Genomic DNA, 26479 nt, shown 5'->3' with positions numbered 1-26479 from the left:
CACCTTTTACGGAGTTAACCGTAAGGGGATGAGTTGATGCAACGAGTAAGGGTAACAAGTCGGACGGAACGCCAGTTGGTCGGGCAAGTCTTAGCGCAATTAGGGTTGACCAGCGTCAAAGAGACGGACCGCTTCTTTCAGTATTTTCATAGCGTGGCTGACCTCCGCTACGCGAGTCGTCGACAGACGCAGCGCTACGTTGCGGGTCATGGCAAGCGGCAGGCGTTACTGACAGCTATCGACCTAGGTCGTTGGGCGCAACGGGCACCGCGGCTGATTCTGGGAGAAATCCTGGCCAGTAGCCAGCTCGGCCAGCTTTTGATGGATGACTTGCGCTACGTGCCACAGGAGCGACTAGAGGTGTTGGTGGTTGATGCCAAGCATCAGATCATCGACCGACAGATTGTTTTTCAGGGGACATTAGATAGTTGTCCGGTCCATCCCCGCGAGATCTTTCGCGTCGCCGTGCTGGCGGGAGGAGCGGCCATTGTGATTGCCCACAACCACCCCAGTGGAGTCGCGGAACCGTCGACCAATGACCTGCGCTTTATGCGGCGATTAGCCCACTGTGGGGAATTGATGGGAATTCCATTATTAGATGGTTTTGTCATTGGGCTAACCACCTACTTTAGTCTCCGCGAGACCGGCCAGTTACCGGTTACTCAGGGGGTAAATGAGTCAGAACCTTTAAAAACTGATTAAAATCGTGCTTTGCTATTTCTTTCTCGTTAAAAGTTCGGTATTCTTGACATTGACGACGTGTTCTCACGTAGATAGGTATGTTATAATACGTCTATCAATGAATAAGACAAAGCATATTAATATTTTGTTGACAATGAAGGGATGAAACACAGTGTTCGGATTAGGAACGAAAAATATTGGGATCGATTTAGGTACCGCCAATACGATTGTGTACGTTGACGGTAAAGGAATCGTTCTTCGCGAACCTTCTGTTGTCGCCAAGAACACAAAGTCTGGGGAAATTGTGTCCGTTGGTGAAGACGCTCGAGCAATGATTGGCCGGACTCCGGCAAGCATTGTTGCCATTCGGCCCATGAAGGATGGGGTTATCGCCGATTACGATACAACGGTTGCCATGATGAAGTACTTCATCGACAAGACGGTTGGTCGTTCAGGCGGTAAGCCTTACGTTATGGTTTGTGTGCCAAGCGGTGTAACGGAAGTTGAAAAGCGGGCCGTCATTGACGCAACCCGTGTTGCTGGTGCTCGTGATGCGTACGTCATCGAAGAACCATTTGCTGCGGCCATTGGTGCCGGGTTGCCCGTTATGGACCCAACCGGTAGTATGGTGGTCGACATTGGTGGTGGGACGACCGACGTTGCCACGATTTCCTTAGGTGGGATCGTTTCTAGTCGTTCAATCCGAATGGCTGGCGACAAGTTGGATGACGCCATTTCGACGTACGTCCGCTCAAACTTTAATTTGTTAATCGGTGAACGGACGGCTGAAAAGCTGAAGATGGACATTGGTTCCGCTTCAGTTGAAGATGCCGCTAAGATCGAAGGCGCCACGATTCGGGGCCGCGACTTAGTTACTGGTTTGCCAAAAGCAATTGAAGTCTCAGCGGTCGACGTGGCGAAGGCCATCCAAGAACCCGTTCAGGCAGTTATTACGGCAATCAAAGAAACACTCGAAGAAACCTCACCAGAAATCGCCGCTGACGTGATTGATCACGGCATCGTGTTAACTGGTGGTGGTGCATTACTCAAAAACTTCTCAGAAGTGATTGCGGATGCAACCAAGGTTCCGGTCTCCATTGCAAATGATCCGCTGGATTGTGTGGCAGCTGGTACTGGTGAATCCTTAAAGAGTATCGATGTCATGAAGAAAAAATAGGGACTAGCGGGAAGGCAGCTTCCCGCTTCTTTATTGTGACGGTATGCTTATCGATTTAGATGACGTACCGAACAAGATGGAGGTCAAACATGCAGAAATTTTCTTTCAATCGGCGACTAGTCATTATCATTGTCTGCTTGATTGTTAGCTTTGCTTTGATGACGGTGTCCGTAACTATTCGTAATAAGAAGTCAACGCCACCACTGATTCAGCAATTTGGCAATGATATTGTCGGGCTGGTCGACCGGGTCGTTGCGTTTCCCGCTAACGGTCTGAGCGGTTCAGTTAGCTCCATTTCGGAGTTGTTGAATACGTATCAAGAAAACCAACAACTTAAGCAACAGGTCAGCGAACTGGCACAGACTAAGGTGCGGGACCAGACCCTTGCCAAAGAAAACAAACAATTGAAACAAGAACTCAAGCTCAACGCGTCATTGACGGATTATACGGCTGTTTCGGCCGCAGTGATCACGCGGACGCCATCGTCTTGGCAAAACCAAGTGGTGATCAACAAGGGTGCTGCTGCTGGTGTGAAGAAGAACATGCCAGTGATGTCGGGCTCCGGTCTGATCGGTCGAATCGCTGAAGTGAACAAGACCAACTCTAAAGTTGAATTGATCACGGATAACAACGATTCCGCCAATCGATTTGCTGTTCAGATTACCACCAAATCCGGTACCACGGTCAATGGTGTTCTGAGTGGCTACAAGTCAACGACTGGTCAGGTCACGATGGACAACATCACGACTAAGGCAAAGCTCAGTAAGGGTGATAAAGTCGTCACGAGTGGTCTCGGTGGTGTCACACCTAAGGGGCTATATGTTGGGACGGTCGCTAAGGCGTCAGGTTCTGATTATGGGTTAGCAACCAAACTTTACATCACACCTGCAACGGATCTGAGCAGCCTAAATGTTGTGACGGTTGCCGTTACGAAACAGTAGGGGGGATAAGTCGTGTATCGATTATCAAAGTTACGCTTCGGCTTTCCCATCGGTTTATTCTTACTGCTCCTGTTAGATGGTTCAATCAGTCAGAGCTTTAGCGTGCAGTTGTTCCGCTACCCATCGGCAATGGTCAGCCATCTGGTCGTGTTATGGCTGGTTTGTGGTGCCATCTTTGAGGCCGATCAAGGTGAAGCGTACCCGATGCCGTTAGCGGTGTGGGCAGCTATCGCGGGAGCAGTATTTGACTTGTACTATACCGGCATCTTCGGGGTATACGTCTTTGTTTTCCCCGTGGTCATTTACGTGACTCGGCGGTTGGTGCTGTACATTCGGCCTAATTTTTTGAGTGGCCTGTTGATTTACTTCATCGACATTACCATTGTGGAAGCGTTGGGGTACCTGGCGAGTCGGGCAATTCATTTGACGACGATGTCTGGAAGCTCATTTTTAGTGAACACTTTAGGGCCGACACTGGCCTTCAACTTGGCAATGTTTGTAATTTTATATTTCCCCATTCGATGGGTGTATAATTGGTTAAAATAGGTGAAGGGAACGAACGCTATGCAAGCTGCCGTATTACGGGGAACGCAAAACGGCTATGATTTGGTGCTCAAACAGTCGGCAAGTTTGGACCAAATCTTGGTCGATTTAAAAGCACTACTAGAAAATCTCAAGGTCGATCCACAGGTCATGGATACCAAAGTTTCTTTGGATGTCTTGACTGAGGACCGTATTTTGACGGCCGATGAGAAAACTAAAATTGAACAACTTGTGGCGGGTTATCCGCGATTTGAAATTCATAAGATTGCGGCGAACGTGATTACGGTGGCGGATGCGATTCAGCTTCGCGAACGAGAGAACGTTCACCTATTAAGCAAAGTCATTCGTAACGGTCAAGAAGTGGTCATGCAGGGGGACGTTTTGTTCTTAGGTACGATTCACGAAGGTGGTAAGCTCCGGACAAGTGGCAACATCTTTTCCATGGGAAACGTTGCTGGAATTCTTCAAGCGGGCTATCCCGATGATGAATCCAAGCTGATTATGGGAAATCTTCAGACGGCACAACAAGTCCGCATTGCAGAACAGTTTGACATCGTTGAACCAGCGCAAGTGACTGATTCGCGGCAAACCATCGCTTACGTTAACGACCTGCACGTTTTGTCGTACGGTAAGCTTGAGCAATTAAAGAAGATCAATCCAAAGTTGTATAACCAGATTGGAGGAATTTAGAAATGGGAAAAGCAATTGTGATCACCTCCGGTAAAGGTGGTGTGGGTAAAACCACAACGAGTGCCAACATTGGGACGGCGTTAGCCTTGATGGGTAAGCGCGTGTGTCTGATGGATCTCGATATTGGGTTACGGAACCTGGATGTGGTATTGGGCCTCGATAATCGAATCATCTATGATATCGTGGATGTTGCCGAAGGTCGGGCAAAGTTGCCACAGGCACTGGTCAAAGACAAACGTTTTGACGATAAGCTTTACCTGTTGCCAGCCGCACAGAATACCGATAAGACGGCCCTCCAACCTGAACAGGTCAAGGAAATCGTGGATGAACTAAAGCCGGATTACGACTACGTTCTGATCGATTGCCCGGCCGGAATTGAACAGGGATTCATGAACGCCGTTGCGGGTGCTGATGCCGCCATCGTGGTTACCACCCCAGAAATTTCAGCGGTCCGGGATGCCGACCGGGTTGTGGGATTGTTGGAGCAACATCCGTTGACTGAGGCGCCACGCCTGTTGATCAACCGGATTCGCCGGAACATGATGCAGGATGGGTCCATGATGGATATCGATGAGATCACCCATCATCTGGGCATCGAACTGCTCGGCATCATCTTTGATGACGACGCGGTAATTACCACGTCCAACAAGGGTGAACCCATTGTTATGCAGACTGACAATCCGGCTTCACAAGGCTACCGGAACGTTGCGCGCCGTCTAGAGGGCGAAACGGTTCCTCTGATGAAGCTTGAGGAACAAGAGGAGTCTGGTTTCTGGCACAAGGTCAGTGGCTGGTTCCACCGCGGTTAAGGATATAAAACGTTAAAATGTAGAGACTGGTAGATGGCGCTTGGCGCGGTTTACTGGTCTTTTTTTTGGTAATTTTAAAGATCGAAAGATGAAACCGAAATAACTACTTGCCCAGTATTGGTAAGCAGTCATGCCGGTAAATTGGTCTAACTTGGCTGCGCTGTGCGCCAGCTTACGAAGCGCCAGCTAAGACGACTTTTAACACCGGAATTAAAATAAAGACTTGACGCTGGTCAGAATTAATCGTAGTATATTGGCAATGAAAGAAAAGACGTTGAACAGAAGAGTAGAGTAGCTAAGGATCACCAGAAAGCCCCGCTGATGGAAACGGGCGATCTTAGTTAGTCGAACCACATCTGTGAGTTGACCATTTGAAGTGAGTAGGATGGTCCGGGGTAGCCCGTTATCGCTGGAGTTGCTTGCAACTCACTGAGGTCGTTTTAGTGATAGAACGACGAATCAGAGGTGGAACCACGATGTGATCGTCCTCTTAGGCTTTTGGGCCTAAGGGGACTTTTTTATTTAGTGGGGCCATGTTGCAAGCAACTCATTGAGTCGGCGTGGCGTGAGCCCGTCGAGTACATGAGGTGGCACCGCGTTGATACGCCCTCTTGAGATGAAAGTCTCAGGGGGCGTTTTTTGTCGTCTGGTTGTCAACTGATATCACGACTGTCGATTAGAGTTGTTAAAGGAGGAAGCGCACTATGCATTATTTTAGCGAGATTTTACCATCATTGATTTCCGGAACTGGCATGACGTTATCCATTTTCTTTTGGACCATCATCGTCTCCGTTCCTTTAGGTATCTTGGTTGGCTTGGGAATGAAGACCAGGTTTAAGCCCTTAACGTGGCTGATCGATATCTACGTCTGGTTGATGCGGGGGACACCGCTGTTACTGCAATTAATTTTCGTTTTTTATGGTCTACCAATCATCGGGATCGTTTTCCAGCGTTACGACGCCGCTTTGTTTGCCTTCATTTTGAACTACACGGCTTACTTTGCTGAAATCTTCCGAGGTGGGTTGCAAGCCATCCCCGTGGGTCAGTATGAGAGTGCTCGGGTTCTGCGGTTAACGCGGTGGCAGACACTGCGGAAGATTGTGATTCCACAAGTTGTCAAAATCGTACTCCCTTCGATTGGAAATGAAGTCATTAACTTAGTTAAAGATTCCTCGTTGGTTTATGTTATCGGCTTAGGGGACTTATTACGGGCCGGTAACGTCGCCATGGCCCGTGACGTGACGATTGCACCAATGCTATTGGTCGGGATTATTTATTTACTGTTAACGGCCGTCTGCACGTTGATCTTGCACCGGTTGGAGAAGCACTACAGCGCTTGGCGTTAGAGAAAGGATGGTCAACATATGTTAGAGCTTAAAGGAATTACGAAAAAATTTGGTGGCAAGACCATCTTGGACGATGTCAATCTCACCGTAGAGGATGGCAAGATTCTGACGATCGTTGGGCCGTCCGGTGCGGGAAAAACAACGCTCCTACGGTGTATCAGTGGGTTGGCGGAAGTCGACAGTGGCGAATTTATTTTGGACGGTCAGACATTTGACCCCGCCACTAATCGCGATAATGATTCCGTTATTGGGGTCGTTTTCCAGGATTATCAACTGTTTCCCAATCTGACGGTCTTACAAAATGTGACGTTGGCGCCAACCATGGTGTTGAAGCAAGCTACTAGCGATGCGAAAAAGGAAGCCAAGCGGTTGCTGGATCAATTGAACTTAGGAGATAAGGCAGACCTTTATCCGTACGAATTGTCTGGTGGTCAAAAGCAACGGGTCGCCATTGTCCGAGCATTGGCGATGCACCCGAAGTTATTGTGCTACGATGAACCGACGTCTGCGCTCGATCCTGATTTGCGGCGTGAAGTTCAACAGATTATTGTGAAGCTCCGTGACGAAGGCATTACACAAATCGTGGTGACGCATGATATTCCCTTTGCCGAAGCCATCGCCGATCAGATGATGCGGGTTGAACCCAAGGACTAGGAGGCAACACGGATGAAAAAATTAGGACGTATTTGGACACTAATTGCCGTGATGATTGGCCTCAGTGGCGTGTTAGCGGGGTGTACGACCGTCACGCAGCGGGCTAACAAGACGGACAAGTGGTCGCAGATCGAAAAGAAAAAGAAGGTCGTCGTCGGTCTGGATGATAGCTTTGTGCCAATGGGCTTTCGGCAAAAGAGTGGCAAACTGGTCGGCTACGATATTGACCTCGCCCGGGCCGTGTTTAAACTCTACGGTATCAAGGTCGACTTTCAAACGATCGATTGGTCGTTGAACGTGACGGAACTTCACAATGGCACGATCGACCTCATTTGGAATGGGTTCTCGATTACGCCACAACGGGCCAAACAGGTGGCATTTTCGGACACCTACCTCAACAATGACCAGGTCCTGGTCACGTTGAAGAAGAACAAGATTAAGTCGTTTGCAGACATGCAGGGGAAGGTGTTGGGTGCGCAAACTGGCTCATCTGGTGCCCAGGATATCGATGCTTACCCGAAGCTGTTGAAAGACCACATCAAGAATCACGAGGCCATCACGTACGATTCCTTCACGAACGCCTTTATCGACCTCAACGTCGGGCGAATCAAGGGATTACTGATTGACAGCACCTACGCCAACTATTATGTCAAACATCAGGCGCATCCGGAAGATTACCGCGTTACGGTTGGCAATTTCCCTAAGGAAAAGTTTGCCGTGGGTCTTCGAAAGGGTGATGTCACGATGCGCCGGAAAATCAATGCTGGTCTCAAGCGGTTAGCCGAGAATGGCACGCTAGAAAAGATCAATGAGAAATGGTTCGGTAAGAATGTGGATACGCCGCTACTAGATTCTAAGTAAATATTGGCAGCACGAGCTACCCTCACACTCTCGAAAAAGTTCGGCGGTGTAAGGGTAGTTTTCTGTTTAACACGACTAAGCATGAGCGTTATCACTTAAATATACCAACTGATCAAGGGCAAAATTTAGGATTGGCAACGGACCTAACCATACTGGCTCAGTAGAATCAGAGTTGGTAAGCGGCAATTTCGATCACGATGATCACCGTCAATAAATTCTAAGCGACTAGCGATAATTACCGTCAAACCGCGACATTGTGACCAGTCTAACCGTGTTTTTTTAGTGGTCGCCGCTTGTATTTAGGCCGTGGTTCCCTTAGAATTAAACACCGATTAGGTTTTTGCTGAAGGAGGCAATAGCGCGTGCATTTTCGCATTCGAGACGGGGTAACGTTAGACTTGTTACCCACTAAACAATTCAAGACTATTGGTATCAAGGTGGACTTTGTAGCGCCTCTGCAAGCAACAGCGATTACGGCGCGAGCACTGCTGGCACAGGTTTTAGAGACCAGTACGGCGGCTTATCCCACCCAGACGGCATTGGCACGACAATTGTCGCGGCTCTACGGGGCTAGTTTTGGCATTAGTGTCATTAAATTAGGGACTAAGCATGTCATTCGCTTGACGGTCTCCGTGGTTGATGAACAGTATTTGGACCAATTTATGGATAAAACACCGTTGTTTGAACAGGGGATGGCGCTCTTGCGGGCAGTCTTATTCGATCCCTTGCTCCCACAAGGTAACTTTGATCCGGCAACGTTTACGCAGCAACGACAGAATTTATTGACGGCGATTAAATCATTGGATGATGATAAACAATACCTCGCTAACCGGCGCTTACAGGAACTGCTATTCACCGGCCAACCGGCCCAAGCAATGAGTGCGTTAGGAGATATTACGACGCTAGGTGAGTTGTCAGCTACGGCGGTTTTACAGACGTACCACGATATGCTGGCTAATGATGCGGTCCACGTTGCCGTTATTGGTGACGTCACACCGGAACGCGTGCAGACGGCACTGGCTGACTGGCCATTGGCCGAGCGGACGGTAGCGGACCCATCGTTATACTACCGGTGGGAGAAGCGCGACCACGTCCAACAGGGAGACGATTTGGCGCCCGTTGTGCAGGCTAAGCTTAACTTAGGCTATCAACTGCCCGTTTACCGGGATGACGCAGACTTTTTGCCTGCCGTGGTCTTTAATGCGGCTTTTGGCGGGTCACCACTGTCCTTACTCTTTACGAATGTCCGGGAAAAGGCGAGTCTGGCTTATTATGCTAGTAGCGGTTACAGTCCATTCACTGGGACTTTGTCCGTTCAGGCCGGAATTCAAGCCGAAAATCAGGACCGCGTCGTGGCCATCATTGGTGATCAACTGCGGGCCTTACAACGCGGCGAACTAAGCGCTGAACTCTTGGCGGAAGTTAAGGCAGGATTGTTGAATGCCCGGTTAGCTGGGTTAGATAGCCCACAGCGGCGGTTGACGGGACTCTTAAATTCACAATTAACCCACTTGAATGAACCCTTAAAAGAATGGCAGGAAAGCCTGGCAGCTGTTACGGTTGCTGACGTGCAACGCGTAGCGCAAAAAGTGACGCTACAGGCGACCTACTGCTTACATGGAGGTGCCCAGCATGCTGAATAAACAAGTGTATGACCGGTTGGGCGAGACGATTTACCAAACCACGCTGACTAATGGACTAAAGGTCATTTTAATGCCTAAGGCTGGTTTTCATAAAACATTTGCGATTATGACGACCGACTATGGGTCAACCGATAATGAATTCGTTCCCCGTGGTCAGACGGAACCTATCCGCTTTCCAGATGGAATTGCTCACTTTTTGGAGCATAAGTTATTTGAGAAGAAGGATCACGACGCCTTTGACTTGTTTGGTCAGTATGGTGCTAGTGCCAATGCGTTTACTAGTTTTACCCAGACGAGTTACTTATTCTCAACGACCAGTCACTTAAAGGAAAACCTGGATATTCTCTTAGACTTTGTGCAGCAGCCTTACTTTACGGCGGCAACGGTGAACAAGGAAAAGGGGATTATCGGTCAGGAAATTCAGATGTATGACGATGATCCCGGCTGGCAAAGTTACTTTGGGATGATTGGGCAGTTGTATCCTAAAGAACCCTTGCACATTGATATTGCGGGGACCGTGGACACCATCGATAAGATTACAGCCGATGATCTTTACGCGGCGTACAACACGTTCTACCAGCCCAGCAACATGAGCTTAGTGGTCGTGGGTCAACTTGATCCAGAAGAGACGTTGGATTGGGTGACGGCCAATCAGGATAGCAAAGACTTTGGCCCCGCTGAACCGATCAAACGAATTCCGAGTCCGCAGGCGACACCGGCAGACATCGTTCCTGCGGTGACGCGCCACTTATCCGTCACCCGGCCTAAGGTCAGCATTGGCATTCGTGGCTTCAATCAAGTGCCACGTGGTCGGGCGGGATTAGCTTATAGCGTGGCATTGTCATTATTATTTGACTTGTTATTTAACGATACCAGTGACAATTATTTGCGACTGTACGACGCCAATGTGATCGATGATAGCTTCGGCTACGATTTTCAGGTACAACGAGGCGCTCAGTTTGCCCAACTCGCGGGTGATACGGACGACCCAGAGACCTTTATTAGTGAGTTAACGGCAATTCTGGACGATGCGCCAGCACAATTAAAGGCGGCTGAGAGTCAATTCGAGTTGGTCAAGCGCGAAGCTATTGGTCGGATAATTGGGGCCATCAACTCGGTTGAAGCAATCGCCAATCAGTACGATGGGCCGCTATTTGCGGGAGCCACGATTTTTGACGAGTTGGCAACACTTGAGGGGATGCAGTTTACCGACCTTAAAGATGTTACCCAAACTTTCTTAACCAACAGTCAGCGTACGACCTACACGATTTTGCCCTAAGTGGAGGTTAAGAAACCGTTAAATCCTGAAATCTGGGAGCAGTTGCTAAAAATGCGACGGCGCCTATGCTATACTTTGCATGATAGAGAAATTTTGAACAGGTGGAGAATTTAATCATGAGTGATAACAGTAAAATTACATTGGGAAAGACGCTAAAGGATGCGCGGATTGCCAAGGGCTTTACCCTAGACGATCTCCAACAGGCAACGAAGATTCAGAAACGCTATCTCATTGCAATCGAAGACCAAAACTTTGATGAACTTCCTGGCGATTTTTATGTCCGGGCCTTTATCAAACAATATGCGGACATGGTTGACTTGGATGGCGCAGAACTGTTGAAGCAATTTGACAGTGCTTTGCCAAGCACACAAACACAAGAGTACGTGGATAAAGTCAATGAAAATAATCCTGAGACGCGGTCACAACAACGACAAGTTGACGAACGTTACGTGAAGTTACGGCGGATGATTCCAATCGTCGGCATTGTCGTCGTCGTTTTGGTCGTGTTGATTGGGATCTGGGTCGCTGCTTCTCGTAATGGCGGTTCTTCAACTAAGAACAACGTGGATAGCAGTTCTGTAAGTGTATCTGGCAGTAGCAGTAGTAGCGTGAAGTCTAGTAGCTCTAGTAAGAAGTCTTCTTCTAAGAAGTCTTCATCGAAGAAGACAGCTAGCTTCAAGCAATTGAGTGCAACGACATCTGGCTCAACTTGGGAAATGAAGAATGCAACTTCCAAGCCGAAGATCAGTTTATCGGCAACTGGTAGTGCTTGGCTTTCCGTAACGGCCAATGGTGCGACGGTCTGGCAAGGAACCTTGTCTAGCTCGACCACGCATGCGTTGACATTACCAAGCTCTGCAACGAGTGTGACCTTTAAGTTTGGGAACGCACCGGCAACGAAGGTAAAGGTTGATGGCAAGAGCTTCGACTTTACGTCAACGACGGCGACGAGCAGTGCTTCTAGTTCTAGTGCGAGTGACACGACCACTACGACTTCTAGCAGTACTAGTACCACCACATCTCAAGTACAAAGCGTTACTTTGGAATTCAAATAGTCAAAGAGCGGGTCGGTCCGTGGCGACCGGCGCGCTTTTTGTATGAAGTGGGAATTTAAGGAGGAAATTTTTGTGAACTTGCCGAATCGGTTAACCATTATTCGAATTATTTTGATCCCCGTCTTTCTGTTATTACTGGTTCTGCCTTTGGATTGGGGAACCGTGACTTGGTTGGGAACGGCGATTCCCGTGACCCAGGTCTGGGGCGCCTTGATCTTTGCGGCGGCCTCCATTACGGACTTCTTGGACGGACAGATTGCCCGGCGCCAACACTTAGTCACGAATTTTGGGAAATTCGCTGATCCCTTAGCAGACAAGATGATCGTGATGACGGCCTTCATTCTGTTAGTCAACATGGGCGCCGTTCCGGCTTGGGGCGTGGCCATTATCGTTTGCCGAGAATTAGCTGTGACCGGATTACGGCTGATTGTGGTCGAGACTGGTGGCAAGGTGCTTGCAGCCGCTTGGCCAGGGAAGATCAAGACGACGACTCAGATGGTGGGGATTATCCTTCTGTTATTGAACAACATCGGCTTTGGGACGATTCACGTACCGATGGCGTTGATCTTCTTCTACATTTGCCTCTTCTTCACCATTTACTCTGGCATCGACTACTTCGTTCAGAATCGTGAAGTCTTTGCGGAGTCTTCAGCAGAATAAACATGTTATGATAACCTTCGTTGACTGACGGAGGTTATCTGTCGTTAGAGAGCTGTATGTCAGTTTGGTGTTGATTGATAACTGATAACCATCAGGAACAGTTGCGACCTGCTAGAGGGACGTGTATTTCGGGCGTCCTCCTGACGATGGTGTTACGGTCGATCACGGATTTCAAAAAGTTTTGTTAAATAAAAAAATATTCGCAGTCTTTTTGCGGAGATAACTATGTAACTGTAGGAGGGGTCACCAATGCAAGCGGAGATTATAGCCGTTGGAACGGAAATTTTATTGGGACAAGTCGTGGATACGAACTCAGCATTTATTGCGCGCGAGCTGGCGGAGGCAGGAATTGAAGTTTACTATCATTCGCTAGTGGGCGACAATGCCGATCGTTTAACGGCGGTACTGGAACAGGCGCGGTCGCGAAGTGATCTGGTCATCATCAGTGGGGGATTAGGGCCGACCAAAGACGATCTGACTAAACAGACTGTTGCGCAACTGTTAGGTGTCAAGCTGGTTGAAGATGAGCTGGCCATGGCCAAGATTCAACATCACTTTGCAGTTACCGGACGAAAATTGACGCCTAATAATCGCTTGCAGGCACTTTATCCTGCTGGGAGTCAATCCCTCAAGAATACAACGGGGATGGCTGTAGGTGCCTTCTACCAATCTCCTAGTGGCGCAGATATGATGTTGTTGCCCGGGCCACCAAGTGAATTGGAACCCATGTTTTTAAATGAAGCTTTACCACGGCTCAAACAGGCCTATCAACGTCAGGAGTATTTGGTATCACGGGTACTCCGATTCTTTGGCATTGGTGAATCACAGTTGGTGACAGAATTGCATGATTTGATCGCCAATCAGACTAATCCGACGATTGCCCCGTATGCGAAGGAAACGGAAGTCACGCTACGATTAACGGCTAGCGCTGCGGATGAGGCTGCTGGGCAACACTTACTGGATGACATGATTGCGACGATTAAGGATCGCGTAGGGGATTACCTCTATGGTTACGGTGATGACAACACGTTGGCCCAAGTGGTGGTTAATGACTTGATTGCACGGCACTTGACCATTACAGCGGCCGAAAGCTTAACGGCTGGTGAATTTCAGAGCACGCTAGGGGACGTTCCCGGCGTTTCAGCCATTTTCCCTGGTGGTTTTGTGACCTATGCCAATGAGGCGAAGCACGCGTTGCTGGGAGTTCCTGAAAAAACGATCGATGAACAGGGGGTCGTGAGTGCGGCCACGGCTAAGGAAATGGCAGAACGTTCCCGGCAAAAATTGAACACCGATTTTGCACTGAGCTTCACTGGCGTTGCTGGTCCCGACGCCTTGGAGGGCCAACCGGCAGGAACTGTGTGGGTCGGTTTAGCACAACGTGGACAAGCACCTCAGGCTAAGCTGATTCGGCTGACTGGGACCCGGGCAAAGATTCGGGAGCGAACAGTCATGACCGGCTTAGACTGGATTCGGCGAATTTTACGAGATGAAAAATAAAGGGGAACTTTTGTTCTTCTTTTGCTTGCATTTTCGAACATAAGCCGGTATAGTGTTACTTGAATATTGATGTTTCAAAGGAGGATTTGGATGGCTGACGAACGACAAGCGGCGTTGGATAAAGCGCTGAAGAAAATTGAAAAAGACTTTGGTAAGGGGTCCATCATGCGGATGGGCGACAATACCAAAATGCAAGTAAGCGTCGTACCATCTGGCTCGTTAGCTCTTGACGTGGCGTTAGGGGTCGGCGGTTATCCCCGAGGACGAATCGTAGAAATCTACGGTCCAGAATCTTCAGGGAAGACGACTGTGGCCTTACACGCCGTTGCCGAAGTGCAGAAGCGTGGCGGAACTGCAGCTTACATCGATGCTGAAAACGCCTTAGACCCAGCGTACGCAACGGCCTTGGGAGTTAACATTGATGACCTATTACTCTCACAACCTGATACTGGTGAACAAGGGTTACAAATTGCAGACGCCTTGATTTCTAGTGGTGCCGTTGACATTGTAGTCGTTGACTCCGTTGCCGCTTTGGTCCCTCGTGCTGAAATCGAAGGCGAAATGGGTGATGCGCATGTGGGTCTCCAAGCCCGGATGATGTCACAAGCCTTACGGAAACTTTCTGGGACGATTAACAAGACTAAGACGATTGCCCTGTTCATTAACCAAATTCGTGAAAAAGTTGGGGTTATGTTTGGTAACCCTGAAACCACCCCTGGTGGTCGAGCATTGAAGTTCTACGCAACCGTGCGGCTTGAAGTCCGCCGTGCAGAACAAATCAAGGATGGTACCAACGTGATTGGTAACCGGACGCGAATCAAGGTCGTTAAGAACAAGGTTGCGCCGCCATTTAAGCGTGCCGAAGTCGACATTATGTATGGTCGCGGGATTTCTCAAACCGGTGAATTGATCGATATGGCTGTTGAGAAGGAAATCGTTGATAAGAGTGGTTCATGGTACTCTTATGGGGAAGACCGCATCGGTCAAGGTCGTGAAAATGCCAAACAGTACTTGGCTGATCACGCTGACATGATGGCTGAAGTGAACCAACGTGTCCGGGCCGCTTATGGCGTCGCCGATGAGGATGATGCTCCTAAGAAGGCCAAGGATGACGCTAAGGGGAAGGACAAGACTGCTGAGAAGGATACCAAGTCTAAGGCCAAGCCTAAAGACTCGCCCACTCAGATGAATTTGACCCCAGATACGCCGACAAATAAATAAGTTGTTCCTGTAAAACGTTGTTTCGTTTTCCGACCGGGAGTCGGGGAACCACAGCGTTTTTTTAGTCGCCTGAAATGTTTTCGTGACAACCGGTCGAGATTCCAGTGAGTTTAGTTGACAGCGTTCATGGCAACCATTAAAATTAAACTTGTGTCAGTTATCATAATCACCATCTAAAAAAAGTCTGATTTTAAATTAGTCATTTTTGATGATGCGGAGGTGGAATCATGAGTGTTCCAATTATAATCCTCGCAATCATCGCTATCGTTGTTGGTGTTGTGGGCGGGTATTATTTTCGTAAATCTGTCCATGAACGCAAGCTAGATGCTGCCAAGTACACTGCTGAAGGTGTCTTGACGGAAGCCAAAAAGCAAGCTGAGACTGCTACCAAAGAGGCTTTACTTGAAGCCAAAGAGGACAGCCACAAATATCGTGCAGAGGTCGAACAAGAGCTGAAAGAACGTCGTGCCGAAGTTCAGAAGCAAGAAGACCGATTGATCCAACGGGAAGAAACGTTAGACCGGAAAGATAACTCTCTGGAAAAGCGGGAAAATTCGTTGAATCGACGCGATAAAAAGCTTAGCGGTGAAGAACAGAATTTAGCTAAGAAGCAACAGCAAGCAGACTCACTGATTGAAAAACGCCAGGCAGCGGTCGAAGAAGTCGCTGCCTTATCCCAGGAAGATGCGCGGGACCTGATTATTTCAGAGGCTAAGAAGGCTCTGGCGGGTGAACGTGCCAAAATGATTAAAGAAAGCGAAGAGACGGCGCGCAAGACGGCTCAGGCAAATGCCAAGGACCTGATTGTGTCTGCGATTCAAAGAAGTGCTGCCGATATGGTGACGGAAACGACGATTTCAGTTGTGACGTTGCCTAACGACGACATGAAAGGCCGAATTATCGGTCGTGAAGGGCGGAATATTCGGACGTTGGAGACGTTGACCGGGATTGACCTGATTATCGACGATACGCCGGAAGCCGTCGTTTTGAGTGGCTTTGACCCGTTACGACGGGAAGTCGCCAAGATTGCCTTAGAGAAATTGATTCAAGACGGTCGGATTCATCCGGCGCGGATTGAAGAAATGGTGGCAAAGGCCAAAAAAGAACTGGACGAACATGTCCGGGAGCTTGGCGAGCAAGCAACCTTTGATCTCGGGATTCATTCGATGCATCCCGAATTGGTTAAGCTCGTGGGTCGCTTGAATTTCCGAATTTCTCATGGGCAAAACGCGTTGGCCCATTCAATTGAGGTTGCCAAGATCACTGGGGTCTTAGCAGCTGAACTAGGTGAGGATGTTACGTTAGCAAAACGTGCAGGATTATTACATGATATTGGCCGCGCTGCAGAGCATGAAGATGACAATTCTTACATCGCAACGGGAACCGAACTGGCAAAGAAGTACCGGGAAAGTTCCGTTGTTGTAAATGCCATTGCTGCTCAGGCAGATCAAACGGCGCCGCAATCCGTGATTGCGGAACTGGTTGGTACCGCTGATATGATTTCAGCCACCCGACCAGGCGCGCGTTCTGATTCTCTCGAAAGTTACATTCACCGTTTGGATAAGTTGGAAACGATTGCCAATGCCTTTGATGGCGTTGACCATAGTTTTGCCATTCAAGCTGGACGTGAAGTGAGAGTCATCGTGCGGCCCGAGAAGATTTCCGACACGGATGCCGTTGTCTTGGCACGAGACATTAAGAAACAAATTGAAGAGGATCTGGATTATCCAGGTCACGTCAAAGTTTCCGTTATCCGGGAAGTCCGGTCAGTTGAATATGCGAAATAAGTCAGAGAAGCTAGGCCATTTTGGTCCTAGCTTTTTTACGTCAGATCACCTGCTGATTACGTTTTACAGCAATTAAACACCTCATAAGCCGAAAGCTAGGAATTCATGTTAAAATATAGGTTATTGCCGCTTGGTTTGCCGCGGTTAAACGTTAGGTGACCAAGCTTTAAAATTAAAAATAGCGGTGGCAGATTGCCTGTCACCACTGAGAACTGGTTAAAGACCAGATGGGCCCAGTGAGGGTCTAGATAGGGGAACGAAGATGCGAATTTTGTTTGTTGGTGACGTTGTTGGAAATATTGGTGTCGCCATGATTCATGAGTACTTGCCACAGTTAAAGCGGGACCTCAAGCCACAAGTGACCATCGTCAATGGAGAGAACTCGACGCCAGTCGGCCGCGGTATCAGTCAAAGTATTTATAAGCAACTCTTAAAGGACGGCGCAGATGTTGTCACGATGGGAAACCACACTTGGGACAACGCTGAACTTTATGATTTTATTGGTGGTGCCAACCGGCTAGTGCGGCCCGCTAACTTTCCTGGGGATACGCCGGGTCAGGGCTGGACTAAGGTAAAGGTGAATCAACAAACTTTAGCCGTCGTTAACATGCAAGGCCGAGTCTTCATGAATCCCATGGATGATCCCTTTGCGAAGATGAAGACGCTACTACCCGAGCTGGATACGGACTTTATTTTCGTTGACTTTCATGCCGAAACGACCAGTGAGAAACGGGCTTTTGCCATGCGTTACGATGGTCAACTCTCCGCAGTCGTTGGGACCCACACCCACGTACAAACCAGTGATGCCCAAGTGTTACGGGGTGGCACCGCCTTTATGACTGAAGCCGGGATGACCGGTCCTGCCGACAGTGTTCTAGGGATGAAGGCGGATAGCGTAATCGAACGTTTTGAAAATCAACGGCCGACCCGTTATACGGTCCAAGAAGTCGGTCCCGGATTGTTGTCCGGTGCGGTCATTGATCTCAACGATAAGACGGGACACGCGACGAGCATCAAGCCAATCTTGATCAGTCCACAACACCCGTATCAAAGCTAAGCTCTAACGGAAGGATGAACCATTTTTCATGACGAAAACGAACACAACGCCTATGATGGTGCAATACCAAAAGATTAAGGACCAGTATCCCGATGCCTTTTTGTTTTACCGGCTCGGCGATTTCTATGAAATGTTTAATGAGGACGCCGTCAAGGGGTCGCAACTTCTGGAATTGACGTTGACTACACGTAGTCATAGTGCGAAGAATCCCATTCCGATGTGTGGGGTTCCACATAAGGCTGTGCAAAGTTATATTGATATTTTGGTCGACCAGGGATACAAGGTTGCCATTTGTGAGCAGATGGAGGATCCCAAGCTGGCCAAAGGAATGGTCAAACGTGAGGTTATTCAATTGGTCACGCCCGGAACCCAGACCGACACAGGAGCTGCGGGAGCTAAACGGAATAACTATTTGACGGCACTGACAATGGCCGCTCCTGACCAATATGGCTTTGCCTATACCGACCTATCGACCGGAGAACTCAAGGCCGCCGAAATCAATGGCCGGGAAGCCGTCATCAATGAGCTCATGAGCCTCCAGACGAAGGAAGTTGTCATCGATGACAGCATTGCCGAAGATCTGCAGGCGACGATGAAACAATTGAGCGTGATGATCTCAAAGCAGCTTGAAATTCAGACCAGTTCGGAACTGAGTTACGTGGAACAAGACTTAACCACAGCAACATTGAAAAAGGTCGTAGGGCTGCTAGTCACTTACGTCACGGTCACCCAGAAACGTAGCCTGGCGCACTTGCAACGGGCAGTGGCTTACCAACCGACCGCGTTTTTGAAGATGGATCATTCGTCGCAGACTAATCTGGAGATCACCCAGAATCTGCGAACCAAGAAGAAGTCTGGCACGCTATTATGGCTGTTGGATGAGACAAAAACGGCGATGGGCGGGCGATTGCTGAAACAGTGGCTCGACCGACCGTTGATCAACCGCCAGCAGATCGAAGACCGCCAAGCCAAGGTGGGCACGTTACTCGATCACTATTTTGAGCGTAATAGCTTGCAGGCGGAACTCGTTAAGGTTTATGACCTCGAACGGCTCGCCGGTCGGGTGGCATTTGGAAGCGTTAATGGGCGTGACCTGATTCAACTCCAGACGTCGTTGGAGCAGGTGCCACAGATTCAGCACACGATTGAAGAACTGGGGGATGCGGTCTTTGATAGCATGCTCAACAATCTTGACCCCGTGAGCGACGTGGCGGATGCCATTCGTGAAGCAATTGTCCCCGAACCACCGCTGTCCGTCGCGGACGGTGGCGTCATTCGTGATGGCTTCAATGCCCAATTGGACGAGTATCGCGATGCGATGCGCAACGGCAAGACCTGGCTGGCGGAGATGGAAGCCCACGAGCGCGAGGTCACTGGCATTAATAATTTGAAGATTGGGTACAACCACGTTTTTGGCTATTACATTGAGGTGACGAAGGTCAACCTCAATAAATTACCGACCGACCGTTATGAGCGTAAACAAACGTTGGCGAACGCCGAACGGTTCTCAACGCCAGAATTAAAGGAAAAGGAACAGTTGATCCTGGAGGCTGAAGAAAAGTCAGTTGCCCTGGAATATCAGTTGTTTGTGGACCTACGCGAACAGGTCAAGACGGCCATTACGCGCCTCCAGAAGTTAGCGGCGACGATTGCCAGTCTCGATGTGTTGCAGAGCTTTGCCGTCGTCAGCGAAGACTACCACTTCGTCAAGCCAACGCTGGTCAAGGGGCACGACCTCAAAATCAAGCAGGGACGACATCCGGTTGTGGAAAAGGTCTTGGGTCGTCAATCCTACGTGCCTAACGATGTCACGATGGATGAACAGACCAATATTTTGCTGATCACCGGGCCAAACATGTCCGGGAAGAGTACCTATATGCGGCAACTCGCCTTGACGGTCATTATGGCTCAGATGGGGTGTTTCGTACCGGCCGAGGCTGCCGAAATGCCGATCTTTGACCAAATTTTCACACGGATTGGTGCGGCTGATGATTTAATTTCCGGCCAAAGTACCTTCATGGTCGAAATGCAGGAGGCCAACCATGCGCTGAGTCAAGCAACGGCCAACAGTCTGATTTTATTTGACGAAATCGGGCGGGGAACCGCAACTTACGATGGGATGGCGCTGGCCCAGGCAATCATTGAGTATGTGCACAACCGGGTTCACGCGAAGACGTTGTTTTCCACGCACTATCATGAGTTGACGGCGTTGGAGACTTCCCTGAAACAACTCCGCAACGTTCACGTTGGTGCCGTTGAACGCGATGGGGACTTGGTCTTCTTACATCAAATGCAACCGGGTCCCGCCGATAAGTCATATGGGATTCATGTGGCCAAATTGGCTGGAATGCCTGACAGTCTTCTACAACGGGCTGATGTGATCTTACGTGGTCTGGAACAAGAAGCTAAGGAAAAACCAGCTGTGGCGGCGGTCACATCATCTGCTCCGGCGACATCACAGGCAGCTACGGCATCAGTCGAGATGGCCACAACAGTGACGGGTGAAGCTGAACCGGCAGTTGCCGACACGGAGGTTGTGCCAAAGCAACCGGCAGAAGTGGCAACTCCCACAGCGGAGACGGACCAACAGTTGTCGCTGTTTACGGACGAACCGGAGCTGAATCCAGCACAAGCCAAGGTTTTGGCCCAATTAAAGGACCTCAACCTCATGGGAATGACACCGATGGCCATCATGAATCAAGTCTATCAATGGCAACAAAAACTCTCAAAATAGTGTAGAAAGGAAGGGGCGTTATGGCTAAAATTCATGAACTAGCGTCGGTGTTAGCCGACCAAATTGCGGCGGGTGAAGTGGTTGAACGACCCGCTTCCGTCGTTAAAGAATTGGTGGAAAATGCAGTCGATGCGCACAGCACTCAGATTGATATTACGGTCGAGGAGGCTGGTCTACAGCGCATTAGCGTCGTTGATGATGGGGATGGGATTGCCGACGAAGATACTGAGATGGCCTTCAAACGCCATGCCACCAGTAAAATTACCGATCGGCGGGATCTCTTTCGCATCAAATCACTCGGGTTCCGGGGCGAAGCGTTACCCAGTATTGCGTCCGTTGCTGACGTCACGCTCACCACGTCTACGGGCGGCGTGGGGACGCTGATTCACAATGTCGGGGGCATCATCAAGGAACATACCGCAGCCGAGGCGCGCAAGGGGACGACCGTGACGGTCAATGATCTCTTTGGAAACGTGCCGGCTCGGCTGAAATACTTGAAATCACCGGCAACGGAATTGGCACGGATCACGGACATTGTGAACCGGCTAGCGTTGAGCTATCCGAATATTGCTTTTTCATTGGTCCATAACGGTCGTGAGCTGACACGAACGGCCGGCCGTGGCGACTTACAGCAGGTGATCGCCGGTATCTACGGCGTCCAGAATGCGCGGAAGATGGTTGCCATTAACGGTCAGAATCCTGATTTTCAGGTCAAAGGGTATGTCAGTCTCCCTGAGTTGACGCGGGCCAGTCGACAGTATATTTCGCTGCTGCTAAATGGTCGTTATATTCACAATTTCCAGCTCAGTAAGGCGCTAGTTGCGGGGTATGGGTCGAAGCTCATGGTTGGCCGTTACCCCGTGGCCGTCTTGGACATTACCATGGATCCCCTGCTGGTCGACGTAAATGTGCACCCAACGAAGCAGGAGGTCCGGATCAGTCAAGAACCAGAACTGACCAAGTTGATTCAAGAGACCGTGTTCAAACGGCTATCTCAGGAAAACTTGATTCCGGATGTCTTTAATGAAATGCCGCAAAATAAGCGGGAAGCCGCGACCACGGATCAACTGACCATGGCACTTAATGATGTTTCCGCAAAATATGACATGTCGACCACGGCAACGCCAACCCCATCGTCTTCGGTGTCGTCATCAGAGAAACCAGTACCTGCACCGGAAGAGTCCGCTGCGGCCACCCCACAACCGGCAGTGGCTGCGGGGCCCCAACCGTTGCAAACACCGGAAGAGGTACCGGTTGCCCCAGTCGTCATTCATGACCGAGCTGATTTCAACCAACCGGCCGCTCAGGCGTTTGATGCCAAATACCGGACCGAACAAATCGCAGCGCCATTGGGTGGTGCTGTCGTGCAACAGCAATCAGAACCAGTCGCGACTTCGGCATCTCTGAACCATCCGATCCCCACACAACGTTTTCCACAGCTACGGTATCTGGGACAGGTTCACGGGACGTATCTGCTGGCTGAGGCTGACGATGGGCTATATTTAATTGACCAACACGCTGCACAGGAACGGGTCAACTATGAGTTTTATCGGCAGGCCATTGGTGAGGTCAGTGATGACGAACAAAAGTTGCTGGTGCCTATCGTTTTGGATTATCCAACCACGGACATCTTGGAACTCACGAATCATTTGGAGACGTTGGCCACGGTCGGGATTCATTTGGAATCGTTTGGGCCGAACAGCCTGATCGTTCACGAACACCCGACCTGGTTTAAGGCTGGCCAAGAGACTGATACCATCAAAGAAATGATTGATTGGGTCTTAAAAGATGGTAAGATTTCCGTGGCGGCATTCCGAGAAAAGACGGCCATTATGATGAGCTGTAAGCGTGCCATCAAGGCCAACCATCACTTGGATGACCAGCAGGCACGGGCATTACTGAAGAAGTTGGCCACGGCCGAGAACCCATTCAACTGTCCTCATGGCCGGCCCGTGCTAGTTCATTTAACGGATCAGGACCTCGAGAAGTTGTTTAAACGGATTCAGGATCCACATCACAGTGGGGATGACTGGGGAGAATAAATGAATGCTACTCGGTTGATTTTCCGGAAACTTTCGGCGTTCGGCTGTCAGGTTGACCGGCGAATGTGGTACAATTTGAAGAGCAAACATATGTTTTCTTAAAAGGAGATTAACTGGCATGTACGAATACCTTCACGGGACGGTAGCAGCTGTTTACCCGGACCACGTGGTGATCGACGTGAACGGTGTGGGCTACTTGGTCAATACGGCCAATCCTTACCGTTACGCGGTCAACGATGACCCGACTACCATCTACGTTTACCAAGCGGTCAGTGACACTGCACAGACACTGTATGGTTTCGTGGACTACGCGGAAAAGCAACTATTTTTAAAATTGATCAACGTTAATGGTATTGGGCCGAAGAGTGCGTTGGCCATCTTGGCTAATCCGGATCATCAAGGGCTGATGTTGGCCATTAAGACCAACGATGTCAGTTTTTTGACGAAGTTTCCTGGTGTGGGCAAGAAGACCGCTGGGCAAATCGTCTTGGACTTACAGGGCAAGCTGGATGATTTGGAACCGGCTGATAGTGACGAGCTGTTCACGCCAGAAGTGGCTGGTAGTGCTGGCGACAATCCCAAGCTCGATGATGCTATTGCGGCGTTGAACGCTTTGGGGTACAAGGAGACTGCCGTTAAGAAAATTTTGCCACAGCTCAAGCAGACAGCAAGTCAGACGACGAATGATTATCTGAGTGCTGGCTTGAAATTGTTGACGAAGTAACGTCGAAGGGAGGAATTTTAATGGCCGATGATGACCGTCTCGTTTCACCTGAACCAGAGGACGAGAATGAAGATTCAATTGAAAAGTCGCTCCGGCCGCAGACATTGGCCCAATACATTGGTCAAGACCCAATCAAGCACGAACTGCGTGTTTATATCCAAGCGGCCAAGCAACGTGAAGAGTCCTTGGATCACGTCCTGCTGTATGGACCACCTGGACTGGGGAAGACGACATTGGCGATGGTGATTGCCAACGAAATGGGTGTTCACATCCGTACGACCAGTGGCCCGGCCATTGAAAAACCCGGTGATCTGGTTGCGTTACTCAATGAATTACAGCCGGGCGATATTCTCTTTATCGATGAAATTCACCGCCTACCAAAAATCGTTGAAGAAATGTTGTACTCAGCGATGGAAGACTTCTACATCGATATCGTGGTGGGGCAGGGACCAACTGCCCATCCCGTTCACTTTCCGTTGCCACCCTTTACCCTGATTGGGGCGACAACACGAGCGGGACTGCTGTCATCGCCACTGCGGGATCGGTTTGGTATCGTTGAGCACATGGCTTACTACCAAACCAATGACCTGCAGGAGATCGTTCTACGCTCTGCAGATATCTTTAACACGACGATTGCGACTGAAGGCGCCCACGAGATTGCGTTGCGATCCCGCGGGACACCACGAATCGCCAACCGGTTGTTGAAACGAATCCGGGATTTCGCGGAAGTGTCACCCGACCATTCGATGATCGATGTCGAAATCGTCGACCATGCGTTAGCTCTGTTGCGGGTCGATTCGGCGGGATTGGATTCGACTGATATCAAGTTGCTGGAAACCATGATCGATTATTACGATGGGGGACCAGTCGGCTTGAATACCCTCGCCGCTAACGTGGGCGAGGAGACCGAGACCGTGGCCGCCATGTACGAGCCGTATCTGCTGCAGCGAGGGTATTTGAAACGCACCGCGCGCGGACGGGTCGTCACGGCAGCTGGTTACAAGCACCTCGGTCGTACCTTACCAGAAGATAATCGTGAGTAAGCTGGTTATTTAACCGGCGATAATGCCGAACATCTATAGAATTTTTAGAAATAATTGGACGGATTCCTTGGATTCTGGTAAAGTTGTCCAATAGATAGGATACGAAGGAGTGTAAGACATATGGGTGGACAATACTCAACTTTAATTATTTTAGTGGTCTTCTTAGGTTTAATGTATTTCTTAATGTTACGGCCACAACAAAAGCAACAAAAGAAGCACCGGGACATGATGAACGAATTGAAGAAGGGTGACCACGTGGTTACGATCGGTCGCTTACATGGTGTAATCGATGAAATCAACCAAGCCGACAAGACGGTGACGTTGGATTGCGATGGCATCTACTTGGTCTTCGATTTGCGTGCCATTTCTAACGTGACCTCACAAGCACCAGCCGCTGTTACCGCACCGGTTGCTGCTAGTGAAGCCGCTGCTAAGGAAGAACCAGCTGACGATGCCAGTGCTGCCGCAGAACCAGCTAGCGAAGCAGCTACCAGCGAAGCTTCTGCTGATGCAGACGATTCCGAAGCAACTAAATAGGTTTATGAGAGAGTGGTTCCCATTGTGGGTGACCGCTTTTTTTTTCGGCTAAATTTTTGGTGAGCTTTTGATTGAGAACAAACGCACGTTCGGTTATAATTTAAATGTTAAAGGTTAAAAGATAAAATTCAGGCCTCCTCTCAGGATGAGTAAGCATTCGCGCCGTTAAATTAGCCTAAATTGGGCGTACTCTGGCTGCCGGGGATTCCGCCTGCTGCGGGGGCACTTCAGCCTGGAAGAACACCAGTCTTCTCGCTCGATTTGAAGCCACGAAAACCACAAGCGTTGCCAAGAAAACAGTCATCTAATCCGTAGGGAGGTGAGCCGGATGGTACCGGAACAATTTACACAGCGAAAAATTATTCACGTGGATATGGATGCCTTCTATGCGTCCATCGAGGAACGGGATCATCCGGCCTTCAAGCGGCATCCCTTGATTATTGCCCGCGATCCGCGAAAGACTGGGGGCCGTGGTGTGGTGACCACTGCCAATTATGTTGCTCGGCAAGCGGGGGTCCATTCGGCAATGAATGCAAATGAGGCATTAAAGTTAAGTCCCAATGCAATCTTTCAGGAGCCTAATTTCCCTTTGTACCGCCAAATTTCGGCTCAGATTCATGCTATTTTTCACGAATATACAGATAAAATTGAGCCGGTGGCCTTTGATGAAGCCTACTTAGATGTCACGGAGAACAAGCATCACATTCATTCGGCCGTGCAGGTTGCCCATGCCATTCAAGCTGAGATTTATGATAAAACACACCTTACGTGTTCAACGGGCATTTCCTACAGCAAGTTTTTAGCCAAGGAGGCCTCCGATTTTCGTAAGCCGGTGGGGGTCTGCGTGATTTTACCGGAGGACGCGCATGATTTTTTGATGACGTTACCCATCGAGCGGTTTCGCGGCGTGGGGAAGAAGACAGTGCCCAAGATGCATGATTTGGGAATCCACAATGGCGCTGATCTTTATCGGCGGTCACAACTGGAATTGATTCATGATTTCGGCAAATTTGGTTATATTCTCTATCAGCGGGTGCGCGGCATCGATGATCGCCCCGTTGAGTATCAACGCGAACGCAAGTCAATTGGCAAAGAACGCACGTATGGCCCGCCGCTACAGACGGTTGGTGAGGTTGAGAACCAACTACAAAAGTTAGCTGAGATGGTGGCTGTGACGGTCAAGCAAAAGCAACGGCACGGTAAAACACTGGTTTTAAAGCTACGTGACAGCGAGTTCAACACGATTACCAAGCGTGTGACCCAGACGGACTTTTTGACAAATGACCCGCAAGTCTATTACGACTTGGCCCTGGAGCTCTATCACAGCGTTGCGGCCGATGATGAGCAGGTCCGTTTACTGGGCATCACGATTACGGGGTTGGCCGCACAGACGTTTGAGAACGTGCGCCTACCGCTGTTTGGCCAGAACTAAGCGGGTACAGGTTACCTGCTTTTTTCATATAAGCGCAGACTTTCTTTGAAATTACCCGGCAAA

General features: G+C 49.5%; 23 protein-coding genes and 1 other annotated feature. All 23 genes read left to right on the top strand.

Going from position 1 to position 26479, the window contains the following annotated elements; translation table 11 throughout:
- The first annotated feature begins 36 nt into the window (after positions 1-36).
- The 23 genes from FAY32_RS10075 to dinB all read left to right on the top strand — a co-directional run bounded on the left by FAY32_RS10075 (position 37) and on the right by dinB (position 26416).
- Positions 37-702: a JAB domain-containing protein gene (locus tag FAY32_RS10075; RefSeq protein ID WP_143463311.1), complete on the top strand. Its 666-nt coding sequence runs from the start codon at positions 37-39 to the stop codon at positions 700-702.
- 151 nt (positions 703-853) lie between these two features.
- Positions 854-1858, top strand: a complete 1005-nt coding sequence (locus FAY32_RS10070; protein ID WP_048732126.1) for a rod shape-determining protein — start codon at positions 854-856, stop codon at positions 1856-1858.
- An 89-nt stretch (positions 1859-1947) separates the two neighbouring features.
- On the top strand, positions 1948-2799 hold the full coding sequence (gene mreC, locus FAY32_RS10065; RefSeq protein WP_143463310.1) for a rod shape-determining protein MreC: 852 nt from the start codon (positions 1948-1950) through the stop codon (positions 2797-2799).
- 12 nt (positions 2800-2811) lie between these two features.
- Complete coding sequence (gene mreD / locus FAY32_RS10060; RefSeq protein ID WP_143463309.1) at positions 2812-3345, top strand: rod shape-determining protein MreD; 534 nt, start codon at positions 2812-2814, stop codon at positions 3343-3345.
- Between the two features lie 18 nt (positions 3346-3363).
- On the top strand, positions 3364-4032 hold the full coding sequence (locus tag FAY32_RS10055) for a septum site-determining protein MinC (protein WP_143463308.1): 669 nt from the start codon (positions 3364-3366) through the stop codon (positions 4030-4032).
- Positions 4033-4034: 2 nt separating this feature from the next.
- Positions 4035-4841, top strand: a complete 807-nt coding sequence (gene minD, locus FAY32_RS10050; protein WP_143463307.1) for a septum site-determining protein MinD — start codon at positions 4035-4037, stop codon at positions 4839-4841.
- A gap of 265 nt (positions 4842-5106) precedes the next feature.
- Positions 5107-5334, top strand: a binding site (T-box leader).
- A 211-nt stretch (positions 5335-5545) separates the two neighbouring features.
- On the top strand, positions 5546-6187 hold the full coding sequence (locus tag FAY32_RS10045) for an amino acid ABC transporter permease (RefSeq protein WP_143463306.1): 642 nt from the start codon (positions 5546-5548) through the stop codon (positions 6185-6187).
- A gap of 18 nt (positions 6188-6205) precedes the next feature.
- Positions 6206-6841, top strand: a complete 636-nt coding sequence (locus FAY32_RS10040; protein ID WP_143463305.1) for an amino acid ABC transporter ATP-binding protein — start codon at positions 6206-6208, stop codon at positions 6839-6841.
- Between the two features lie 12 nt (positions 6842-6853).
- Positions 6854-7702, top strand: a complete 849-nt coding sequence (locus FAY32_RS10035) for an amino acid ABC transporter substrate-binding protein (RefSeq protein ID WP_143463304.1) — start codon at positions 6854-6856, stop codon at positions 7700-7702.
- 362 nt (positions 7703-8064) lie between these two features.
- Complete coding sequence (gene yfmF / locus FAY32_RS10030; protein WP_143463303.1) at positions 8065-9345, top strand: EF-P 5-aminopentanol modification-associated protein YfmF; 1281 nt, start codon at positions 8065-8067, stop codon at positions 9343-9345.
- Positions 9338-10624 carry an EF-P 5-aminopentanol modification-associated protein YfmH gene (gene yfmH, locus FAY32_RS10025; RefSeq protein WP_191988180.1) on the top strand — a complete coding sequence of 429 codons (1287 nt, stop codon included), beginning with the start codon at positions 9338-9340 and terminating at the stop codon, positions 10622-10624. The genes yfmF and yfmH overlap by 8 nt, the downstream gene beginning before the upstream one ends.
- 116 nt (positions 10625-10740) lie before the next feature.
- On the top strand, positions 10741-11679 hold the full coding sequence (locus tag FAY32_RS10020) for a helix-turn-helix domain-containing protein (RefSeq protein ID WP_143463301.1): 939 nt from the start codon (positions 10741-10743) through the stop codon (positions 11677-11679).
- A gap of 72 nt (positions 11680-11751) precedes the next feature.
- Complete coding sequence (pgsA, locus tag FAY32_RS10015) at positions 11752-12339, top strand: CDP-diacylglycerol--glycerol-3-phosphate 3-phosphatidyltransferase (protein WP_143463366.1); 588 nt, start codon at positions 11752-11754, stop codon at positions 12337-12339.
- A 249-nt stretch (positions 12340-12588) separates the two neighbouring features.
- On the top strand, positions 12589-13839 hold the full coding sequence (locus FAY32_RS10010; RefSeq protein WP_143463300.1) for a competence/damage-inducible protein A: 1251 nt from the start codon (positions 12589-12591) through the stop codon (positions 13837-13839).
- 90 nt (positions 13840-13929) lie between these two features.
- On the top strand, positions 13930-15060 hold the full coding sequence (gene recA, locus FAY32_RS10005) for a recombinase RecA (protein WP_143463299.1): 1131 nt from the start codon (positions 13930-13932) through the stop codon (positions 15058-15060).
- Between the two features lie 227 nt (positions 15061-15287).
- The gene (gene rny / locus FAY32_RS10000) at positions 15288-16847 is read left to right on the top strand and encodes a ribonuclease Y (RefSeq protein ID WP_143463298.1); all 1560 of its coding nucleotides are present in this window, start codon (positions 15288-15290) and stop codon (positions 16845-16847) included.
- 262 nt (positions 16848-17109) lie between these two features.
- On the top strand, positions 17110-17904 hold the full coding sequence (locus tag FAY32_RS09995; protein WP_143463297.1) for a TIGR00282 family metallophosphoesterase: 795 nt from the start codon (positions 17110-17112) through the stop codon (positions 17902-17904).
- A 28-nt stretch (positions 17905-17932) separates the two neighbouring features.
- Positions 17933-20638, top strand: a complete 2706-nt coding sequence (mutS, locus tag FAY32_RS09990) for a DNA mismatch repair protein MutS (protein ID WP_143463296.1) — start codon at positions 17933-17935, stop codon at positions 20636-20638.
- A 20-nt stretch (positions 20639-20658) separates the two neighbouring features.
- Positions 20659-22680, top strand: coding sequence for a DNA mismatch repair endonuclease MutL (mutL, locus tag FAY32_RS09985; RefSeq protein WP_143463295.1), 2022 nt, complete (start codon positions 20659-20661; stop codon positions 22678-22680).
- A gap of 118 nt (positions 22681-22798) precedes the next feature.
- Positions 22799-23404, top strand: a complete 606-nt coding sequence (gene ruvA, locus FAY32_RS09980; protein ID WP_143463294.1) for a Holliday junction branch migration protein RuvA — start codon at positions 22799-22801, stop codon at positions 23402-23404.
- A gap of 20 nt (positions 23405-23424) precedes the next feature.
- Positions 23425-24447, top strand: a complete 1023-nt coding sequence (ruvB, locus tag FAY32_RS09975) for a Holliday junction branch migration DNA helicase RuvB (RefSeq protein WP_143463293.1) — start codon at positions 23425-23427, stop codon at positions 24445-24447.
- Positions 24448-24567: 120 nt separating this feature from the next.
- Positions 24568-24984, top strand: a complete 417-nt coding sequence (gene yajC, locus FAY32_RS09970) for a preprotein translocase subunit YajC (protein ID WP_143463292.1) — start codon at positions 24568-24570, stop codon at positions 24982-24984.
- 328 nt (positions 24985-25312) lie between these two features.
- A complete protein-coding gene (dinB, locus tag FAY32_RS09965; protein WP_143463291.1) occupies positions 25313-26416 on the top strand; it encodes a DNA polymerase IV in 1104 nt (367 codons plus the stop codon).
- Positions 26417-26479: the final 63 nt, after the last annotated feature.

Source organism: Levilactobacillus enshiensis (assembly GCF_007115095.1).
In the GTDB taxonomy this organism is placed as follows: Bacteria; Bacillota; Bacilli; order Lactobacillales; family Lactobacillaceae; genus Levilactobacillus; species Levilactobacillus enshiensis.
The sequence above is the reverse complement of the archived record's forward strand: the minus strand, read 5'-3'. Positions and strand labels throughout refer to the sequence as shown.